This window comes from Parabacteroides merdae ATCC 43184, from assembly GCF_025151215.1.
Classification (GTDB): domain Bacteria; phylum Bacteroidota; class Bacteroidia; order Bacteroidales; family Tannerellaceae; genus Parabacteroides; species Parabacteroides merdae.
Genome location: NZ_CP102286.1, coordinates 4,093,613 through 4,113,578 on the forward strand (window position 1 = coordinate 4,093,613; position 19,966 = coordinate 4,113,578).

The 19,966-nt window shown below is 47.1% G+C and carries 15 protein-coding genes; 12 read left to right on the plus strand and 3 right to left on the minus strand.

The window, feature by feature from the left end:
* Positions 1–11: 11 nt before the first annotated feature.
* The 9 genes from NQ542_RS16610 to NQ542_RS16650 all read left to right on the plus strand — a co-directional run bounded on the left by NQ542_RS16610 (position 12) and on the right by NQ542_RS16650 (position 11,209).
* On the plus strand, positions 12–1,127 hold the full coding sequence (locus NQ542_RS16610; RefSeq protein WP_005637613.1) for a fimbrial protein: 1,116 nt from the start codon (positions 12–14) through the stop codon (positions 1,125–1,127).
* 57 nt (positions 1,128–1,184) lie between these two features.
* Positions 1,185–2,522: a fimbrial protein gene (locus NQ542_RS16615; protein WP_005650638.1), complete on the plus strand. Its 1,338-nt coding sequence runs from the start codon at positions 1,185–1,187 to the stop codon at positions 2,520–2,522.
* Between the two features lie 222 nt (positions 2,523–2,744).
* Complete coding sequence (locus NQ542_RS16620) at positions 2,745–3,833, plus strand: hypothetical protein (protein WP_005637610.1); 1,089 nt, start codon at positions 2,745–2,747, stop codon at positions 3,831–3,833.
* 53 nt (positions 3,834–3,886) lie between these two features.
* Positions 3,887–5,389: a hypothetical protein gene (locus tag NQ542_RS16625; RefSeq protein ID WP_005650635.1), complete on the plus strand. Its 1,503-nt coding sequence runs from the start codon at positions 3,887–3,889 to the stop codon at positions 5,387–5,389.
* 482 nt (positions 5,390–5,871) lie between these two features.
* Positions 5,872–7,983, plus strand: coding sequence for a VapE domain-containing protein (locus tag NQ542_RS16630; RefSeq protein WP_005650633.1), 2,112 nt, complete (start codon positions 5,872–5,874; stop codon positions 7,981–7,983).
* Between the two features lie 118 nt (positions 7,984–8,101).
* Entirely contained in the window at positions 8,102–8,497 is a 396-nt protein-coding gene (locus tag NQ542_RS16635) for an HU family DNA-binding protein (protein WP_005637603.1), read from the plus strand.
* Between the two features lie 233 nt (positions 8,498–8,730).
* Positions 8,731–9,288, plus strand: coding sequence for a DUF3575 domain-containing protein (locus NQ542_RS16640; protein ID WP_039849979.1), 558 nt, complete (start codon positions 8,731–8,733; stop codon positions 9,286–9,288).
* A gap of 8 nt (positions 9,289–9,296) precedes the next feature.
* Positions 9,297–10,763 (plus strand): DUF3868 domain-containing protein, encoded by a 1,467-nt coding sequence (locus NQ542_RS16645; RefSeq protein ID WP_005637596.1) that lies wholly within the window; start codon positions 9,297–9,299, stop codon positions 10,761–10,763.
* 101 nt (positions 10,764–10,864) lie between these two features.
* A complete protein-coding gene (locus tag NQ542_RS16650) occupies positions 10,865–11,209 on the plus strand; it encodes a hypothetical protein (protein WP_005637594.1) in 345 nt (114 codons plus the stop codon).
* A 173-nt stretch (positions 11,210–11,382) separates the two neighbouring features.
* Here NQ542_RS16650 and NQ542_RS16655 read toward each other — a convergent pair whose 3' ends face one another.
* The 3 genes from NQ542_RS16655 to NQ542_RS16665 are packed head-to-tail and all read right to left on the minus strand — an operon-like array spanning position 11,383 to position 14,830.
* The gene (locus NQ542_RS16655; RefSeq protein WP_005637592.1) at positions 11,383–12,021 is read right to left on the minus strand and encodes a thiamine diphosphokinase; all 639 of its coding nucleotides are present in this window, start codon (positions 12,019–12,021) and stop codon (positions 11,383–11,385) included.
* Positions 12,005–12,619 carry a nicotinamide riboside transporter PnuC gene (pnuC, locus tag NQ542_RS16660; protein ID WP_005646935.1) on the minus strand — a complete coding sequence of 205 codons (615 nt, stop codon included), beginning with the start codon at positions 12,617–12,619 and terminating at the stop codon, positions 12,005–12,007. Before pnuC ends, NQ542_RS16655 begins: the two co-directional genes overlap by 17 nt.
* 3 nt (positions 12,620–12,622) lie before the next feature.
* The gene (locus NQ542_RS16665) at positions 12,623–14,830 is read right to left on the minus strand and encodes a TonB-dependent receptor (protein WP_039849966.1); all 2,208 of its coding nucleotides are present in this window, start codon (positions 14,828–14,830) and stop codon (positions 12,623–12,625) included.
* A 389-nt stretch (positions 14,831–15,219) separates the two neighbouring features.
* Between NQ542_RS16665 and rimP the strand changes: the two genes are divergently transcribed.
* Genes rimP through infB form a run of 3 tightly spaced genes read left to right on the plus strand, consistent with a single transcriptional unit; the run spans position 15,220 to position 19,965 of the window.
* Positions 15,220–15,687 (plus strand): ribosome assembly cofactor RimP, encoded by a 468-nt coding sequence (rimP, locus tag NQ542_RS16670; RefSeq protein WP_172676530.1) that lies wholly within the window; start codon positions 15,220–15,222, stop codon positions 15,685–15,687.
* A gap of 7 nt (positions 15,688–15,694) precedes the next feature.
* A complete protein-coding gene (gene nusA, locus NQ542_RS16675) occupies positions 15,695–16,969 on the plus strand; it encodes a transcription termination factor NusA (RefSeq protein WP_005637585.1) in 1,275 nt (424 codons plus the stop codon).
* Positions 16,970–16,989: 20 nt separating this feature from the next.
* Entirely contained in the window at positions 16,990–19,965 is a 2,976-nt protein-coding gene (infB, locus tag NQ542_RS16680; protein ID WP_005637583.1) for a translation initiation factor IF-2, read from the plus strand.
* The last annotated feature ends 1 nt before the right edge of the window (position 19,966 follow it).

The window sequence follows — 19,966 nt, forward strand, 5'->3', positions numbered from 1 at the left end:
ATTATAGACTTATGAAACTATCAAACATATTCCTCTCGACCCTGGCAGTACTCCTATGCTGTACTGCCTGCTCCAAGGATGAAGAATCATTTAAGGGGAAGGATGCGGATGCTTCGTTGAGCATTGCGGTCAAGGCGGCGGGGTCGGCCGTAACGAAAGGGTTTCACCCGAATGATGAGAATGAGTTGGCCGGAGAGGCCAAAGTAAATAACCTTTCGGTGCTCGTTTTCGACGAAAGCGGTGCACAACTGATTGGCTATGGCTGGCAGGCAACCAACTCGGAAGGCGAGGCCTCTATCCTGAACGTGCCTGCTATGACCATGCGGGCGCAGATCGTGATCGTTTCCAATACGCCGGAAAATTCGCTTGCCGGTGTTACGAGCTATTCCGATTTCGAATCCAAGCTGGCACAACTTGCCGACCAGTCTCAGAGCAACCTGGTCATGAGCAGTCCGGTTATTACGACCCAAGCGCCTCTTGTCAAGGGAGACAACTATCTGGGATACGCATCGATGGGCAGTGAAAATATCAACGGTATCGCCGAACCAGTCGAAATCACTCGTCTTGCCGCCCGTCTCGACTTGGTCAATGTCAAGACCGATTTTACAAAAACACTTCTGCGCAATCGTACAGTGAGAGTGGAAGAGGTCACGATATTGAACCAGAGTACGGCTTCACGTTTTTTCAGCCGTGATTATTGGGGAGTGGTGATGGCAACCGGACACCTCGGCAACAGCGATGCGACAGCATTGAACCGCGATATCGCCAACGGTTCTCCGATAAACGACACACCTTATGTGCACTACGTGATGGAAAACGATGGCTCTGAAGCCCCGACAGAAATACAGGTCAGAGCAACTTTGCTTGAAACGGACACGTATGAGGCGGAAACAAAAATATTCACCGCCGTAATCAACCGGAACGGTCTGGACAGAGGATATAATCACAACTACGTTAAACGCAACTATGTATATCGCCTGAATGTCACCTTCGGAGATACCAGCTTCGATGGCGACCACGAAAAAGATCCCAATATACCGATTCCGCCACGGCCGACTACCGGAGACCTGGATGTACAAGTCGAAGTGGTCAATTGGGGACAAGTGAGCCAGGATGTTGAAATCTGATGATGGCAACACATAGGGTAAATATTTAAAGTAGAACAAATTAAACGTATTATAATTATGAAATTAAGAAATTTATTTTTAGCCTCTTTGGCAGTTTGCACAATGGCATCCTGCTCAAAAGACGATGACGGAATATCCGGCCCGCAGGAGGTAGACGCTTATCTCTCTTTCGCCTCCACAACCGATGTCATGACGAAGGCATCGACCGAAGGTGACGCTGATGCCGGCAACGGCAAAGAAGCCAAGATCCAGTCTTTGACGGCTTATGTCTTTGACGAAGCCGGAAAGTATGTGATCAGTAAGCATGTCAGTTTGGAAGGTTCCGGTACGGTAGGTGAGGACTATAATGTTACTGGAGAAGGCGAAAATCAGTCCATCACCTCAATCAAGGCTATCCATGTGAAAGTGGCAAAACCGACTACAGAAGGGGGAAATTCTTCTACAACCTTTAAAGTTGTTTTGTTGGCCAATACGGAGCATTATAATGATGTTACCAAGTTAGTGGATTTGGAGGGAAAGACAACGAAAGACATCAGATCATTAAATGCTGTAGGAGTAGGAAAATCTTATTTGCCAATGCACAGTCCAGAGTTGACTGTTGGAGGTTTAAAGCCTTCTTCCGACACGGAACATTTCATAAATTGGTATAATGGTGCTTCTTCTTGTACACCGGAAAAAGTAACAGCAAAGGACGATCATACAGGAAGTATTCCAGCTGCAGGTGCGACTAAAGTAATAATGACTCGCTCCATCGCGCGTGTGCAATTGGTTTCTTTGAAGGCTGACTTCAGCGCATTGGAATCTGATGGTAAAACGATAAGATTTGATGTTACGTCTGTGTTCTTGGCCAATGTCCGTGCTAACGCATCGGTTATGGGCGAAGAAAATACGGGAGCCAGTTTCTACAGAGGAGCCCCTGAATCGTTTGATGAACATCAGTTTTTGATTGCATTGAATAGTACTGTAGATGAAGCATTGGTGGCTACATATTCCGACAGGTCATTGACTACGGCTGGAAACGCTTTGACAGGATGGGATTTTGACAAATATATCAATGCAAATAGCCCGGAAAGCATTATGGGTATTCCATTCACTGCTAATGGTGATGGGTCTTATTCGAAAGAAGAGGGTGGCGCTTACCAGACCCGTTTGATTATTGCCGGCAACTATTATGATGGGAATCAAAGTAAAGGAACAAGATACTTCCATATCCCTTTGAAGTTGGTTGGTGATGCCGGTAATGTTGCAAGCAACAAGTTTTTCAAGGTCTCGGCAACTATCACCGGTGAAGGTAGCCCGAATCCGGATGAAATCTTGGAAAATGCTTGTATCAATTTCAGTATTGAAGTGGCACCGTGGAATGTGGTCGAGCAAACAGAAGATGATACGAATTAATAAAATCATTGATTCACAATAAACAAAGGGGACGTTTCAAAACGCCCCCTTATTTTTTGTCTATTAAAAGAAGCTTATCGTTTCTATCGCAATTAAAGGGTGTACCTCTCAATTTGCCTTTTGGTATTTTTACCACTTAATCTTGAAAGTTTCGCCTATCGCCTCCTGTCGGCATTCCCTGTACATTTGCACCGTAAGTCAAATGAGAAAATACATAGGATTATGAAAATTAAGAATATATTTTTCGCAGCAATATTGGTTCTTGCCGGTTTTTCCTGCTCCATGGAAGATGATGCTATCATGAATGATGTAGAGAAGGGTATTGAAGAAGCCACGGAAGCTTATACAGTATTGGACTTCGGTGTCGCTTTTAATGAAATGGCTACAAAAGCTTCAACAACTGTTGTTCCCGGTGAAGACAGACCTGCAACAGGTGATGAGAACAATGACGAAAAAAAGATATCTGAAGTATCTGTATTCTTATTGGAAGATGGAAAGGTAATAGGTATTTTAATCCCCCAAAATAGGAATCAGGTAAGTTCTAATAGTGATGGTTCTATCACTTTGAAGGATCTGAAGTTTGTGACGAAGTACAAAACTAATCGTACATTGGAGGCCCATGTTGTTATAAATGGTAATCAATTTTTGAAAAATATCAATATTGGAGATGCACAAAGTGCTTTGAATCAACAAATATCCGGATGTCTTTCTGCGGATCAACTAATCAAATATGGTTCTACGCGCATTGTTTTTGGAAAAGATATAACTAATTCTTATTCATCTCCGTCTGTTGCGGAAAATAATCCTACGACCATTCTTGTGAAGGTATCCCATGTGGCTGCACGACTTGACTTCTCTCAGTTTGATGTGACACTTAACGGTTTTGAAGGGAATCCGACTGTTGTTTTTGATGAAGCTAAATTCGTGAACTTGCAACAAAATGGCAAGATTGTTGAAGGGGATGCGAGTGTCAATGTTAAAGATGGCGCTTTTTTGAACCGTAGTAACCGAATTGGAACGAGATGGACTGACATGGGAACAGCCTATGGCTATGCTAACCAATATAAACAAGATTCTGAAATGAATACAGCCTTGTATGTGAAGTTCACAGTTGACGGCAGAACATTTGAGAAAACATACCCGATCAATCCGGCTGGTATAACGAAGGAAGTCGATCATAACGGTATCAAAGGCGGCTACCTTTACGACATAAAAGTGCGTTGGACGATCACTCCGGACTGGGGAGATTCCACAATCGAATTCTATACGAGAGACTGGGTTCATAATTCCATCCCGGAAATTGTATTGTGATTAAATAGGAGAGTATAAAAATGAAAGTATCGACAGGTAAAATACACACAATTATGAAAACGAAAAATATATTCCTGACAGCTATATCTGCATTGTTCATCTTTGCAGCATGTACTGAAGAAAAAATAATAGACGAGCCGGGCGTTTCCGGCAAAGGCGATCTCGTCATCGAACTATCTCCCTCTTCCGTCATCACAAAAGCTGCTGCAACAAACGAAGGATATGTGTATGCGACAGAGGAAGAATTGAATGTAGAGGATTGCTGGATATTCGTGTTCGGTGAAAATGAAAAATATATTACGTCTCAGTATTTTTCTGGCGATGCTTTATCGGAAACTGAGAATGAATATGTAGATACCCCCGTTCCAAATGGAGGTAGCCAGACGTATAAAAAAGGATATACAATCACTTTAACCGGTTTGGATTATGGTACTTATGACTTTTGGGTCGTAGCCAATCCGACAGAGGCTAATGATGCTTATAAATCTTGTCAATCTCTGGATGCATTGAAGGAGATTATTGAAGGTGGCGATTCATATCAAACTGCATTTGCAGAGAAAGCTGACCAGTTGGTGAAAGTCGGTAACAAATCCGCAACATTTAACGTGACGACTGTCGCTTCTCCAATCCAGATCCCGTTAACACAGTTGGCTGCACGGGTGGAACTGAAAGTGCGGGTGGATATTCCGAGACAATTGTTAGAAGGGAAATATGAGTATCCGGATTTAGGAAGTATGAGTGGAGTGCTTACAGAGGCACAATTAGAAAAATTATTCCCTGATGGTAAGATACCTGGAGGAGTAAAGACGAATGCACAAGAATTAAGTGAAAGAGACAGTAATGGTAAGCTAAAGTATACATATTTTGGTCATCCCGTTACGACTACATCTACTCCCAAAAGTGCACATCCTGGTGCTTTGTCAGTTATTAAAAAGACAAAATATAAAGGTTTTTTGTTGAAAGAAATTAAGCTTGTGGTAGAGGATATACGAATTAAAAGTGAACTTGTGCCGAACAAAGAAGAATTTGAAGGACAGTTGGGTATAGCCTCTTTTGATCCGAATGAAGATGTAAGTACTACTTATTCTTTTAAATTTTACACATATACAAAAGAAGATTTAAAGATAAACTTGACGGGGAATCTTTATGATGCTGAATATCAAGTTTCTCAAAAAGGAAAAGTAGAAGATTGTATGTTTGTAAACGATAAGGCTCCAAGTGAGTTGGTTGCGCAGATTAATTCAGGTAATATTAAAGAGGGTGAAACCTTACATTTTACTGGTGGTAATGGTTGGGGAGATAAGGGAGTTGGTGTCATGCTCTGTAACGAGGAGACTTGGGTTGCTGTTGATGAAACAATAGAAAATTCGACGATTGAGGGGGAGGTTAAGCATTATTCCTCCGGTAGCGTAACCCTGAAACCCGAAGGCGGTTTTCAAGTCGGCAATATGTATGAAGCATCTGCATTGATACAGAGTGTTCCGGCTACAGGTTCTTTAAATATAGTGATAGAAAATATTCAGTCTGGAGGCGAGATCAAATTCGGCTTCAATTAATTACCAAAGCGATTATTAGTCTTTCAAGGGCTATGCCGAAACAGCTTTGTTCCCGCACCAAGCGTGTGGAGACAAGGCTGTTTCGGCATAGCCCTTGAATTTTGATGGAGGTGTGCCAATATCGGTATCCCCCGTTTTTCAGCAGTTTAAACCTCTATCTCCCCGCAAACTATCCCGAATCTTCCCACAAACTAACTCAAACCATGCCATAAACTAATTCATAGCATATTACATACTCTCGATAGATAGTACGACATAACACCGATAGGTAGTACTACCTATTAGCAATTCATAGTACTACCTATACCTTATACATAGTACTACCTATCCCAACTTTCCTGTATGTCCCGGATTAGTTTATGGTATGGTTCGAGTTAGTTTCCGGTATGTTTTGTATTAGTTTGTGCATAAAATAATTGAAAAACATAGAATATCCGAAATATAAACCTTACCTTGCAGGAAATTTAAAAACTAATGCTAATATGAAAATAACGCAACTTCGCGGTGACCTGGCGGCCTTCCGTAACCTTGAACTAAGCATTGTCCTGAACGCCATGAAAACGGAAAATAGCCGGAAGCCGGTGACCACCTTGCGGCAGAACATTCCTTATCTGACTCCCGGGATAAAAAGCCTTGCAGCAGAAAAGATACCTGTAGTTTTGTTTGGCGTTACGCTGAAGCGGGATGATGAGAGGATCGGTGTGGCTACCTATGCAGGATTGGTGCTGCTCAGTATCGGCAACCTGATCGATTATGCGGAGGCGGCTGCCATACGGGACCGGGCGGCGGGATTTCCGCAGACACTCGCTTCGTTTGTAGGATCGAGCGGACGGAGCGTTAAAATCGTGGTTCCTTTTACCTTGTCGGACGGTTCGCTGCCGAAGACGGAAAGGCATATGCGCCTTTTTCACACCCATGCCTGCCTTCGTGCAGGACGCTATTACGAAGCACAGCTCCAGTTGCCCGTCGAATGGAAAGAAGAAGGATGCCCGACGCCGGAACAAGGATGCCGTGTGTCGTATGATCCCGACCTGTATTATAATCCGGATGCCTTGCCGATCCGCCTGGAACAACCTTTGCAGATGCCTGCTCCTGTGACGACACGCGAGGCACACGATGCCGAGACGGACCCTCTGTTGCGCATGGCGCCCGGCTATGAACGCTACAAACGCATATCGCTCCTTTATGAAACCAGCCTTACCGACACCTTGCGGCAGGTCGGGTCGGAAGACGGTGGCGATGAAGGACGGAAAAAGTTCATCGTGCATCTGGCGCGTAAATGCCGGCAATCCGCCATCCCGGAGGAAGATGCCGTCCGTTTTGCCCTGATACACCCGTTCGGCAGGGAGCAGGAGATGGAGTTGAGGGCGACGTTCGGGAACGTCTACAGGAAAGAAAAACATTGCAGCGTACGGCCCTGTATGCCCCGGCGGATGCTGGTGGCGATGCAGATGGAAGAGTTTATGACAAGGCGTTATGAGTTGAGGTTCAACCGGATGAAGGGATGCAAGGAGTATCGCGAACGACATTCGCTGTTTACGGACTATCGCCCGGTGACGGCCGAGGCGGTCAAAAGCATCTGTTTCGAGGCGCAGTTGGAAGGGATATCGGCAATCGAATATGACGTGCAGCGTTACGTGGACTCCCGGCGTGTTTCCCATTACTGGCCGATCGAGGAGTTCCTTTTCGATCTGCCGCATTGGGACGGGCAGGACCGCATCCGTGCCCTTGCCGATTGTGTGCCATGCGAAAACAAGGAGTGGAGGGATTTCTTTTATATTTGGTTCCTCAGTATGGTGGCACACTGGTTGCAGATGGACAGGGAACATGCCAATAGCACGTCACCCCTGTTGGTCGGGCCGCAGGGTTGCCGCAAGAGTTCTTTTTGCCAGAGTCTTCTGCCGCCCGAATTGCGACCTTACTATGTCGATGGGATCGACTTGGGAAGCCGGAAGGATGCGGAGATGGCGTTGAACCGTTTCGCGCTGATCAACCTGGATGAGTTCGACTCGATACCCGCTTCCCGTCAGCCTTATTTGAAAAACCTGCTTCAGAAGGCGAAAGTGACGTTGCGCAAGCCTTATGGCGAGAGCATGGAGGAGATGAGGCGGTTCGCTTCGTTTATCGCAACCTCCAATACGTTCTCTTTGCTGACCGATACCACCGGCAGCCGCCGTTTTATCGGGGTGGAGGTGAAGGGGATGATCCGGATAGAACCCATCGATTATCCTCAACTCTACGCCCAGGCGGTCAGTGCCTTGAGGGAAGGTGAACGCTATTGGTTTACCCCGGAAGAGGAGGTGCTTTTGAACCGGAATAACCGGATGTTCGAAAAGCGGCCTTTGCTGGAAGAGTTGTTCCTCCATTATTTCCGTATTCCGGAGGAAGAGGAGGTTTGTGAGCCGTTGTCAGCACCTGAAATATTGATGACAATCAGCAAACAGAGCAAAATAGACCTTACGGAAACAAAGCTGAGGTTGTTCGGACAATTAATGCAAAAATATAATGTACGGAAGAAGATGAAAAAAGACCGGAAATACTATTATGTCATACCGGAAACAGAAGAACCGGGTGCCGATGTGCCGGTCGGGTGAGTACATCGACATCTGTATCGACACCAACATCGACACCTGATAATAGATAAATAATCAGGTGGTTGGGTTGAAAGGTGTCGATGTGTAGCATGATAATCATTTATAAAAATAATATAGTATGAGTATACAATACAGATTTGTCCCCATTTATGATAACCTGAATGAGGACAGCGAGAAAGTAACGGGTTTTTATCCCAAAGTAGTCAGCCGTGGCACAATAAACAAAGAGCGGATGTTTGAAGAAATATCGCACGGTTCGTCTTCCCTCCGTTCGGAACTGGCACGTTCGTGGATGCTGATGGAAGACTATATTATAGATCGGTTGAAAGATGGTTACGATGTCTGCCTGAACGATTTTTGCACTTTCGGTATCTCCGCCAAATACCGTCGTGTAGACCGCATCAACGAAATCCGAGCCGAATCCATTTTCGTAAAGGGCATGCATGTCCGCACTTCGGAGGTCGTCAATAAAAAACTCAAATGGGCGCGTTTCGAGAGGGAGTCGGAGAAATGAATCGATATGATAATATTTCCGTGTGTTAATCGGTATTTCTATCGTCTTGTCCTTTTTTCGTCGGTATTTATATCACGCGGTCCGTTCTTGGTAGCTTTGCCCGTGAAACTTGAAACGAGCACCTACCGCGCGTGGTAAAGACTTATTCTATTTTTGTGTCGGGATAAACTGTATTATCCCCTTTGCTGTTTAACATGGGATAGAAAAACGAAAGATAATTAAAAATGAAGTGTATGAAAAAAGTACTTTTCCTCTTTTTGCTTCTAGCCGGCATGACGAATGTTTATGGGCAGAAGTTTGCGGTAAAGTCAAACTTGCTGTACGACGTGACTGCAACGATCAACCTCGGTGTTGAAATGGGATTGAGCAAGAAGTGGACACTGGACTTGTCCGGTAACTACAACGGATGGAAGTTTGGCGACGACATGCGTTGGAAACATTGGATGGTTCAGCCGGAAGCGCGTTATTGGTTATGTGAGAAGTTTAACGGCCATTTTCTCGGAGTGCATGCCCATTATGCCGATTATAATGTCGGCGGGATCAAATTCCTGAGTAAAAATATGGAGAATTATCGTTATCAGGGCAACCTCTACGGAGCCGGCTTGTCCTATGGTTACCAATGGCTGCTGAGCAACCGTTGGAGCATGGAGGCTGTGATCGGTGTCGGATGGGCGCATCTGGACTATGATAAATATCCGTGCGCATCGTGCGGTACGGTTCAGAAGAGCGAAACGAAAGACTATTTCGGAGTGACGAAGGCTGCTCTTTCTATTATTTACTTTATTAAATAATCGGAGCGATGAAGAAAACAATGAAAATATATATGGCAGCAGCTTTGCTGGCTGTCGTTTCGCCGGCTATCCTGGCTCAGGCCCCGGTAAAAGTGGTTTGTAACGAACTGAAACAAAAAGGGAACGAATTGGTGATCGACGCCGTGATCACGGTCGACGGTAGCCGGATCAAATCTCGCGATAACCTCTCCCTGACACCGGTCTTGGAATCGGCTTCGCAGAAGGAAGGGCTGCCTTCCATCCTGCTGAACGGACGGATCAGTCAGAAAGTGTATGACCGCGAGATCGCTTTGAACAACTTGCAGGATGAACCCCGCTTTTTGGTCGTGCAGGCCGGAAAGAGCGAAAGCGTCATCAACTATAAGACGGTAATCCCGTTTGAGCCGTGGATGAAAGACGCTCGCTTCGTGCTGATCCCGAACATGTGCGGTTGTGGAAAAGAGGAACAGGGTGCTCTGCTCGTGATGGCCGACAAGGTCCTGACCCGTCCCGACAAGCGGTATGAGGTGCAGCCTACCCTGGCTTATATCTCTCCGGAAGCGGAAACGGTAAAACATCGTGCCGAGGTGGGGACTGCTTATCTGGACTTCCAGGTGGGAAAATATGCGATCCTGCCGGATTTCCGTAACAATGCGCTGGAACTGGCGAAGATCGACAATACGGTCAGTACGGTCGTAAACGATAAGAACATCACGCTTGAAGGCATTATCCTGAAAGGTTTTGCGTCGCCCGAAGGCAGCTACAAGTCCAATACGGTCCTGGCCGGCAATCGTGTGAAAGCGCTTGCCGAATATATACGGAAGAAACACGACTTCAAACCGGAGCTGTTCACGTTAGATAACGGTTCAGAAGATTGGGAAGGCCTGAAAGCAAAAGTAGAGGCCGACCGGAGCGTTCCTTCGCGTGAGGCTGTGCTGGCTATCATCAACAGCAATGACGAGCCGGACAAGAAAGACGCCAGGCTGGCTGCTTTGGACGGAGGGGCTCCTTACCGTTATGTATTGAAGAATATCTATCCTTCGTTGCGCCGTTCCGATTACCGTGTCGCTTACCAGGTGCGTTTCTTTACGGTCGAAGAAGGACGCGAGATTATCAAGACGCGTCCGCAGCAGTTGAGTTTGAGCGAAATGTTCGCGGTGGCCAACAGCTACGAGATCGGAAGCAAGGAATATAATGAAGTGTTCGAGATTGCGGTCCGCATGTACAGCGACGATCCTGTCGCCAATCTGAACGCCGCCAATATCGCATTGTCGAAGAACGATTTGGATGCGGCCCGTACTTATCTGGCTAAGGCCGGCAATAGCCCCGAAGCCATCCATGCGCGTGGTGTCCTGAACCTGCTGGATGGGAATCTGGACGAGGCAGGAAAACTGCTGGAACAGGCAAAAGCTGCCGGTGTGAAGGAAGCAGCGGCCAATTTGGACGAGTTGCGTAAGAAAGAGGCCGATAATCAGCTCTTTGATAGCTTTGAGTAGTAAGATTGAGACTTTTACAGTGCAACCTTTGCGGCATTAACCCATATCTTTGTAATATGGAGTTTGCATATAGGAGATTGAGAATTTAAATTATTAAGATTATGGAACGTATAGTGGATGTCGAAAAGGTTCTGATGAACGAGATAGACAACCTGCATGGTGTCTACTTATATCTCGAAGGCGATTCATGGTGCGCGTATGAACGTTCTGCTTATTATCTGGCCAAATTGAATGTGCCGGTGATACTACAGAAAGAAGTAATCCGCGAGGGGTACGATGTGGTTTTGTTGAAAGCACTGTTTGCAGTGGATGACATGTGTTTGCCACTGGCTCCTAAAATGGAGTTGAAGAGGGTGGCGGATGACAAGTTGCAGTTCCACATGTATGACGATATTGATGGTTTTCCCGAATGGAAAGCTTCTCAATTGAATAAGCTGCCTGCGTGACAGGTTGTTGAATAGCATTTTTATTAAACAGCCGTGAGGCTTGAATAAATACTAAGTTGTAAAATTGAGGGTGTATTTTGTCCCGAAGGCTGATCGAAAGATCCCCTTCGGGACTTTTTATTATAAGAATATTTGAAACATACAAATGATGATTTACATCTGCCAAAATTGAACTACATTATTTGGAGGGTGCGGTAAACTATGATCCGGGCATCCGCAGAGAGGGTGACGGTGAAGTTGTTACCGGTTGCCTCGTTTAACGTGCCTTGCCACCAGGCTGTCAGCCGGCGGTTGCGGATGGGCCAGCGCAGCCCGGTGGTGGAAATCGTGCCGGAAGGGGCGAGCGAGAAAAGGGACACTTGGGTTCCGGGTTTACTTTCCAGTGTTGTCGTTTGAAGGATAGGAGTGAAGATCCCATAGTCTGAAAGCATCTCTATCCGTTGGAACAGCGGGGCGTAGTCCATCAGCAACGAGATATTGCCTAACGTATGGTCTTCGCGCAGCCCGGTAGCTCCTAATATCAGAACTTCCTGCTGCCCGGACCGGTGGGCGAAGCGGACGGATTTTGTCAGGTCGTTTATTTCCTGGTCCTCTACGATATGGATGCGGTCGGCATACTGTTCACGAAAACGGGATGGGATACTGTCGAGGTCTCCGACAATCGCTGTCGGAGTGATGCCTGCTTTATCCAACGCCTCGACGGCTCCGTCACAAGCGATGACGACGGAGGCTTGATGCAGAAGATGAAGCGGTAAAGCTGTTTGCGGAAAACGGCCGTTTGCCACGACTACGCAATTATAAGGTGCTATCATTTGTTCTTATTCCTTTCTTTTTCCAAGTGTATAATCCGGCTGCCGCCAGTATGGCGTAGCAAATATAGAGAAACATTGTGGGATAGAGCCCACGCAGGTAATAAAGATAGACGGACACGCAGTTGACGACGATCCAGAAGATCCAGTGCTCGACGATCCGGCGTGCCAGCATCCAAGTGGCGACGATTCCGACGGCGGTGGTAAAAGCATCGCCTGCCGGTATCGGCGAATCGGTGAAATAATGCAGGACATAATAGAGTAACGCAAACAGGGCGACGATGGAAAAGCTGATCCCGGCAAAAAGACGGAGTGTCATATTGCGGTAGAGGATTACCTCCTGAGGAGCTGTCTCTATGTCTTCCGCTGTTTGTTCTTGCCTGCCCTTGCTGCGTGTCCATTGCCAGAAACCGTATATGCTGATGGCTACATAATAGATGTTCAATCCCATATCCGCATATATCTTTGAAAAGAAAAAGACAAAAACATAGACAAGGGAAGTCAGGAAGCCGACAACCCACATGGCACGATGCTGCCTTATCTCCAGAAAGAGATAAAGCAGGCCGGTCAGTACTCCGAAATATTCCAGTAATTGTTCCATCATTTAGAATTTGAATGTTACCCGTGCCATTGCGTTTGTTCCCGCCTGGGTGAAATAGCCGTCTTCTTTGTAACGTTCGCCGTCGACCATTGCCGAGTATACCCATGCATTGGTTTCGTATTGCTCGTTGAACAAATTGTTGATCGTGACATCGAGGGCGATCTCCTTCATAAACTTCGGTTTGAAAACGTAGCCGACACGCAGGTTGCTGACGAAATAGGGATCGATGGAACGGTCTTTGCAAGAGGTGTTGTCGATATACTGGCGGCCGACAAACTGGGAGTTGAAACTTGCGCTGAATTGTTTCCAGCTGAAATTGAACATGCTGTTGGCGATGATGTCTGGCGAAAAGGCGATGTCGGTTGTCCCTAAGTCGTTGTGGTCCTCGCGTAGGAAGTTCCAGTCGGCATCGTAAACCTCGATGCTTTCGATGAAGTTCTTGATCTTGTTCCGGCTGAGTGTCAGGTTTCCGCTCCAGTCCAGCCAGCGGGCGATTTCCACGCCTCCCGTGAGTTCTATTCCCATCCGGTAGCTGTCTTTGATATTGGAAGTGAGGGCTTCGCCGATTTCGCTGATCTTGCCGGTCAGGATCAGCTGGTTGCTGTAATCCATGAAGTAAAGATTGGCGCCGACATGGAAACGGGAGTTTCCGAAACCGTAACCCGCTTCATAGTCGTAGAGCGTCTCGTGCTGCGGGCGTTCGTCCCGGCCGGCCTCGGTGAAGTTGTCCCGGTTTGGTTCGCGGTTGGCTACCGAGAACGAGACGAACGCGTTGTGGCCTCCCTTCTGGAAGTTAATGCCCGCCTTGGGGTTGAAGAAGTTCCAGTGCTTGTCGACATTCACGTGGTCGCCGGCTTTGTCGTCGCTGCCTTCGATCGTGTAGTGGATGCCCCGGTACTGCATGTCCAGATAACCGTTCAGGTTGGGATGGAGCTGGTAATTGGCCTTGGCATACATATTATAATCCAGTTTGTCACCCGTGTTACGGTAATATTCGTAGTCCGGTTCGGGAAGGTTGTTCGATTGTTTCGCCCACATGACACGCCCGAAGTGGTCGCCGTCGTAACGGTTGATGGCGGCTCCGGCTGAGAATTGCAAACGCTCTCCCCGATAGTTGGCGCTGTAGATCGCTCCGTAGAAGTCGTTTTCCAGCCACTTGCGGCGGACGAGGTCCGTCTTGGCGATGGTGTCTCCCTGGCTGTCGATATATGGGGGCAGTTTGTAGTCCTTGACTTTGGCTCCTCCTTTATAATCTTCATAATAGCCTGCCCCATGTGTGTAATGGAGTGTCAGGTTCATGTTCCACAGATCGCTCAGGCGCTGGCTGGCTGTCAGGTGGTAGTTCTGCTGCCGGTAATTGTCTGTTTGGTTCTTGTAATATTTGGTGACCCCGTCTTCTTTATATTCCCCGCAAGGGTTGTAGGTGCGGTCTGAATCTAGCAGATAGGAAGGGACGCCGGTCCATGCCTGGTAGGTCTTCTCGATGCTGCCGAAAGTCTGGAAGCGAATCAGCGTGTTGTTTCCGTAGTAAGCCGCCGAAGCAAAGTAAGAGTGCATGTTGGCCTTGGCTCGGTCGATGTATCCGTCGCTCTGGATATTGGAATAGCGGGCATCGAAAACGAAATGGTCCTGTAGAAGCCCGGTTCCGAGCTTGACAGTGTTCTTGACTGTCCCGAACGATCCGGCCGAGACCGAATATTCGGCATAAGGTTTCAACTCCGATTTCTGCGTCTGCATGGCGACGGTTGCTCCGAAGGCGGCTGCCCCGTTGGTCGAGGTCCCGGCTCCGCGTTGTATCTGGATATTATCGACCGAAGAGGCAAAGTCTGGCATGTTCACCCAGAAGACCGTGTGTGACTCGGAGTCGTTTACCGGTACTCCATTGACTGTGATGTTGATACGGTTGGCATCCGTCCCCCGGATGCGGAAACCGGAATAGCCGATACCTGTCCCTGCATCTGACGTCATGATTACGGACGGCGATTGGAGGATCAGGAAGGGGATGCCTTGTCCGTCGTTCCGACGATTCAGCTCGTCCTTTGTCAGTTCGCTGTAGGCAACCGGTGTCCCTTTGGCTACTTTGGTTGCGGTGACGACCACTTCGTCCAGCGAGATGTCTTTTGAGATTTTCAGAGAATCGGCCGGTCCGGTCGTTTTGCCTTCCGCCGACAATGCCATTAATGTTGAGGCAATAATAAGAACACTTTTCATCCTTTTTCTTTTTGATAACCTGAATTTTAAAAGGAATAGCAGAGGTGGACTGTTTTTACTGAAGATACACTTTTTTCCCTTCGTCGGCATTACCCGTACAGGTTCAATGGGTATAATCTCAGCCAGCCTTCCTGTTTTTGGGCGTCATTCCGGCAAGCACCCCTTATATTCGAGGGCAAAGGAACGAAAAAAACGGGTAATGACCAAATGTTCTGATATATGCTTACTTTTGACATATTAAGTATAAATGTACGCGATAAATCTCTTAACATGCAGAAAAAATATATATTTATTTGAAAACTCACTGATTATTTGTATATTTGCAGACGATTAAGCGAAGATGAGGAGGGGGCGGGCAGTCCCCTTCTTTTGTTCTTAACTGTATGTATATGATTGAAAAGGACGTGATAAGTCAGTTGGTAGAAGAGAAATTAGCTTCTTCCGGCAATTATTTAGTGGATGTAGTAATAAAACCAGGTAACCTGATTATCATAGAAATAGATAATGATGAGGGTGTTTGTATCGACGATTGCGCTGAGTTGAGCCGCTATGTGGAAGGTCACCTGGACCGTGATGTGGAAGACTTCGAACTGGAAGTCGGTTCCGCAGGGATAACATCTCCGTTTAAAGTGCTTCGCCAGTATGTGAAAAATATAGGTAACGAAGTGGAAATGCTGCTTAAAAGCGGTACGAAGTTGACCGGCGTATTGAAATCGGCCGACGAAAACGGGGTGGTGGTCACTGTTGAAAAACAAGTGAAGCCCGAAGGAGCCAAGCGTAAAGTGACTGTCCGGGAAGACCAGTCATATACATTCGATGAAATAAAATATACAAAATACCTAATAAGATTCAAGTAAAAAGATTATGGCCAAGAAAGAGGAAACAATCAGTATGATTGACACACTTGCTGAGTTCAAGGAGTTGAAAAATATAGATAAAGATACGATGATCAGCGTGTTGGAAGACTCATTCCGCAACGTGATCGCTAAAATGTTCGGTACGGATGAAAATTACGATGTAATTATCAACCCGGAAAAAGGTGACTTCGAAATCTGGAGAAACCGTACGGTTGTCGCCGATGACGAACTGGAGGACGAGAATCTTCAGCTGACACTGACCGAGGCCCGTAAGATCGATGCCGACTGTGAAGTGGGCGAAGAGGTGACTGATGAAGTGCATTTTGCCGATTTCGGACGTCGTGCCATCCTGAACCTGCGCCAGACGTTGGCTTCAAAAATACTTGAATTGCAGAAAGACAGTTTGTTTGCTAAGTATAAGGATAAAATCGGCAATATCATCGCAGCCGATGTTTACCAGGTATGGAAGAAGGAGATCCTGTTGTTGGATGACGAGGGTAATGAGTTGCTGCTCCCGAAAACAGAACAGATCCCGACTGATTTTTACCGTAAAGGTGAAACCGTGCGTGCTATCGTACAGCGGGTGGATAACTATAACAACAATCCGAAGATCATCCTTTCCCGTACAGACAAATTGTTCCTGCAGCGTTTGTTCGAACTTGAAGTTCCGGAAATCAACGATGGTCTGATCACCATCAAGGCGATTGCCCGTATTCCGGGAGAGAGAGCAAAAGTGGCCGTTGAGTCGTACGATGACCGTATCGACCCGGTCGGCGCTTGCGTCGGAATGAAAGGTTCCCGTATCCATGGTATCGTTCGCGAGCTGAGAAACGAGAACATCGATGTTATTAATTATACATCCAATATATCGCTGTTTATCCAGCGTGCATTAAGCCCGGCAAAAATTTCCTCTATACGAGTGAACGAAGAAGAACATAAGGCAGAGGTTTATCTTCGTCCTGAAGAAGTTTCATTGGCTATCGGTAAAGGTGGTTTGAATATCAAGCTTGCCTGTATGCTGACCGAATACGCCATCGATGTCTTCCGCGATGTGGAAGGTGCAGATGAAGAGGATATCTATTTGGATGAATTCTCGGACGAAATTGACAGCTGGGTAATCGAAGCACTGAAGAATATCGGGTGCTACACGGCGAAGAGCGTATTGGCTATGAACCGCGAAGAGATTGTAGAACGTGCCGACCTCGAAGAACAGACTGTTGACGAGGTACTTGCTATCTTATCTGCCGAATTTGAAGAAGAAGAGGGAGAACCTCAAGAATAAGTATTACGACAAAGTTTGATATGCCCATAAAATTAATACAAGTACAGAGAAAATTAAATGTAGGAATCAACACGGTTGTTGAGTTTCTACGCAAGAAAGGGTTCGAGGTTGAGGATAACAATCCCAACACGCGAATCGGTGATGAACAGTATGCTTTGCTCGTAAAAGAGTTTGGAAAAGATTTACCGAACGGCGGACGTGAGCGTGAACGGGTCGTGCCCGAACGCTCTCACAGGGAAGCTTCTTCTGTGAAAGAAGAAAAGAGTTCGGAAATAAAGACTGTAATACCGGAAGAATTCAGACCTAAAATTGTGACGAAGGGTCGGATCGATCTGGACAGACCGCATAAAAAAGTGCAGGAGGTGCAGCATCAGCCTGTTTCCGTTCCTGTGGAAAAGAAAGTGGAGAAGCCTGTGGAGGCGGCCACTGCTGCAAAAACTGCTGATGCTCCGGTTGAGGAGGTGAAAACCCCCGAAGTAAAGGCACCTGAGGTGGAAATGCCTGAAGTGAAAATCCCGGAAATGAAACAGCAGCCAGAGGAGATAAAAGAAGAAAAAGTTATAGTAGTGGAAAAGGAACCAGCAGAAGTGATGAAACCGGAGCCTGTACAGGAGCCGAAAACTGCAAATGTAGAGTCAACGACTGCGACGACTGCAGAACCGGCGGCATCTGCCGGCAACGATTCTGACGAGGGATTATTCCGGTTGAATACTCCGAAGTTCGAGTCGAAAATCAAGGTGACAGGGAAGATAGATCTGAACGCGTTGAATCAGTCTACCCGTCCGAAGAAAAAGACGAAGGAGGAACGCAAGAAAGAGCGGGAAGACAAGCGCGAGAAGTTCGCCGGTAACAAAGCGGGGCAACAGTCGGGTAACGGGCTTTTCAATAAAGGACCGAAAGACGGAACGGCAAGACCAGGTGCTCCTGTCAAACCGGGAGAAGGCGGTACGGATGCAAAGAAAAAACGTAACCGTATCAAGAAAGACCGCGTAGATGTGAACAATACGCCGGGAACTAATGCACGCCCGTCACGTCCGAACGATGATCGCAAGCCGCGCCTACGCAAGCCGGTGAAGGCGGAAATCAGCGAGGAAGATGTACAGAAGCAGGTAAAGGAAACCTTGGCCCGTCTGACCAACAAGGGAAATAAGAATAATAAAGGTGCCAAGTACCGTCGCGACAAACGCGATGCCATCCAGAAGCGTGAACACGAACTGATGGAACAGGAAGAAATGGAAAGCAAGGTGTTGAAGCTGACGGAGTTTGTGACTGCCAATGACCTTGCCAACATGATGGACGTTCCTGTGACGCAGGTTATCGGTACTTGTATGAGTATCGGTATCATGGTTTCCATTAACCAGCGTCTGGATGCGGAAACAATTAATATCGTAGCTGAAGAATTCGGTTTCCAGACCGAATATGTAAGTGCCGAAGTGGTGGAAGCCATCAAGGCCGACGAAGAAGACGACAACGAAGAAGACTGGGTGGCGCGTCCTCCTATCGTGACTGTGATGGGACACGTTGACCACGGTAAGACCTCTTTGTTGGATAATATCCGTAATGCAAACGTAATTGCCGGTGAGGCAGGAGGTATCACGCAGCACATCGGTGCTTACAACGTGAAGTTGCAGAGCGGGCGTCGTATCACGTTCCTGGATACGCCGGGCCATGAGGCTTTTACCGCCATGCGTGCCCGTGGTGCCAAGGTGACGGATATCGCGATTATCATTGTGGCTGCCGACGATAATGTCATGCCACAGACTGTCGAAGCGATCAACCATGCTTCGGCTGCTGGTGTACCTATCGTATTTGCTATCAATAAGATCGACAAGCCTCATGCCAATCCTGACAAGATCAAGGAGGAACTGGCTAACATGAATTATTTGGTTGAAGACTGGGGAGGTAAGTACCAGAGCCAGGAAATTTCAGCCAAGAAAGGTATCGGTGTGGAGGACTTGTTGGAAAAAGTATTGTTGGAAGCCGATTTGCTCGACTTGAAGGCTAATCCGAAGAGACGTGCTGTTGGTTCCATCATCGAATCTTCACTTGACAAAGGACGTGGATATGTTTCTACCGTGTTGGTTGAAAACGGAACACTGAAGGTCGGTGACATCGTACTGGCCGGAACCCATTTCGGTCGCGTAAAAGCGATGTTCAACGAACGTAACCAGCGTATCGAAAAGGCTGGTCCTTCCGAACCGGCTCTGATCCTCGGTCTGAACGGTGCTCCGCAGGCTGGCGATACGTTCAACGTACTGGAAACAGACCAGGAAGCCCGCGAAATTGCCAACCGTCGCGAACAGTTGCAGCGTGAGTTGGGCCTACGTACGCAGAAGATGCTTACGCTGGATGATATCGGTCGCCGTATCGCAGTCGGAAACTTCCAAGAACTGAACGTGATTGTGAAGGGTGACGTGGACGGTTCCGTAGAAGCGTTGTCAGACTCCCTGATCCGTCTGTCTACAGAGGAAATCCAGGTGAACGTGATCCACAAGGCTGTCGGTCAGATCTCCGAATCGGATGTCGTACTGGCTGCCGCTTCTGATGCGATTATTATCGGATTCCAGGTGCGCCCGGCATTGCCTGCACGCCGCCTGGCAGAGAAAGAGGGAGTTGAAATCCGTCTGTACTCGATTATCTATGATGCGATCGAAGAAGTGAAGAGCGCTATGGAAGGTATGCTTTCACCGGAAATCAAGGAAGAGATCACTGCGAACGTGGAAGTGCTTCAGGTCTTCAAGATCACGAAAGTGGGTACGATTGCCGGGTGTATGGTACGTGAAGGTAAGATCAAGCGTTCGAACAAGGTGCGCGTGATCCGTGACGGTATCGTGGTTCATTCCGGAGAGTTGGAATCTTTGAAACGTTTCAAGGATGATGTGAAGGAAGTGGTTGCCGGTTTGGATTGTGGTTTGAACATTGTCAACTACAATGATATTCAGGTTGGTGATATCATCGAGGCATACGAAGAAACGGAAATCAAGAAGACATTGTAAA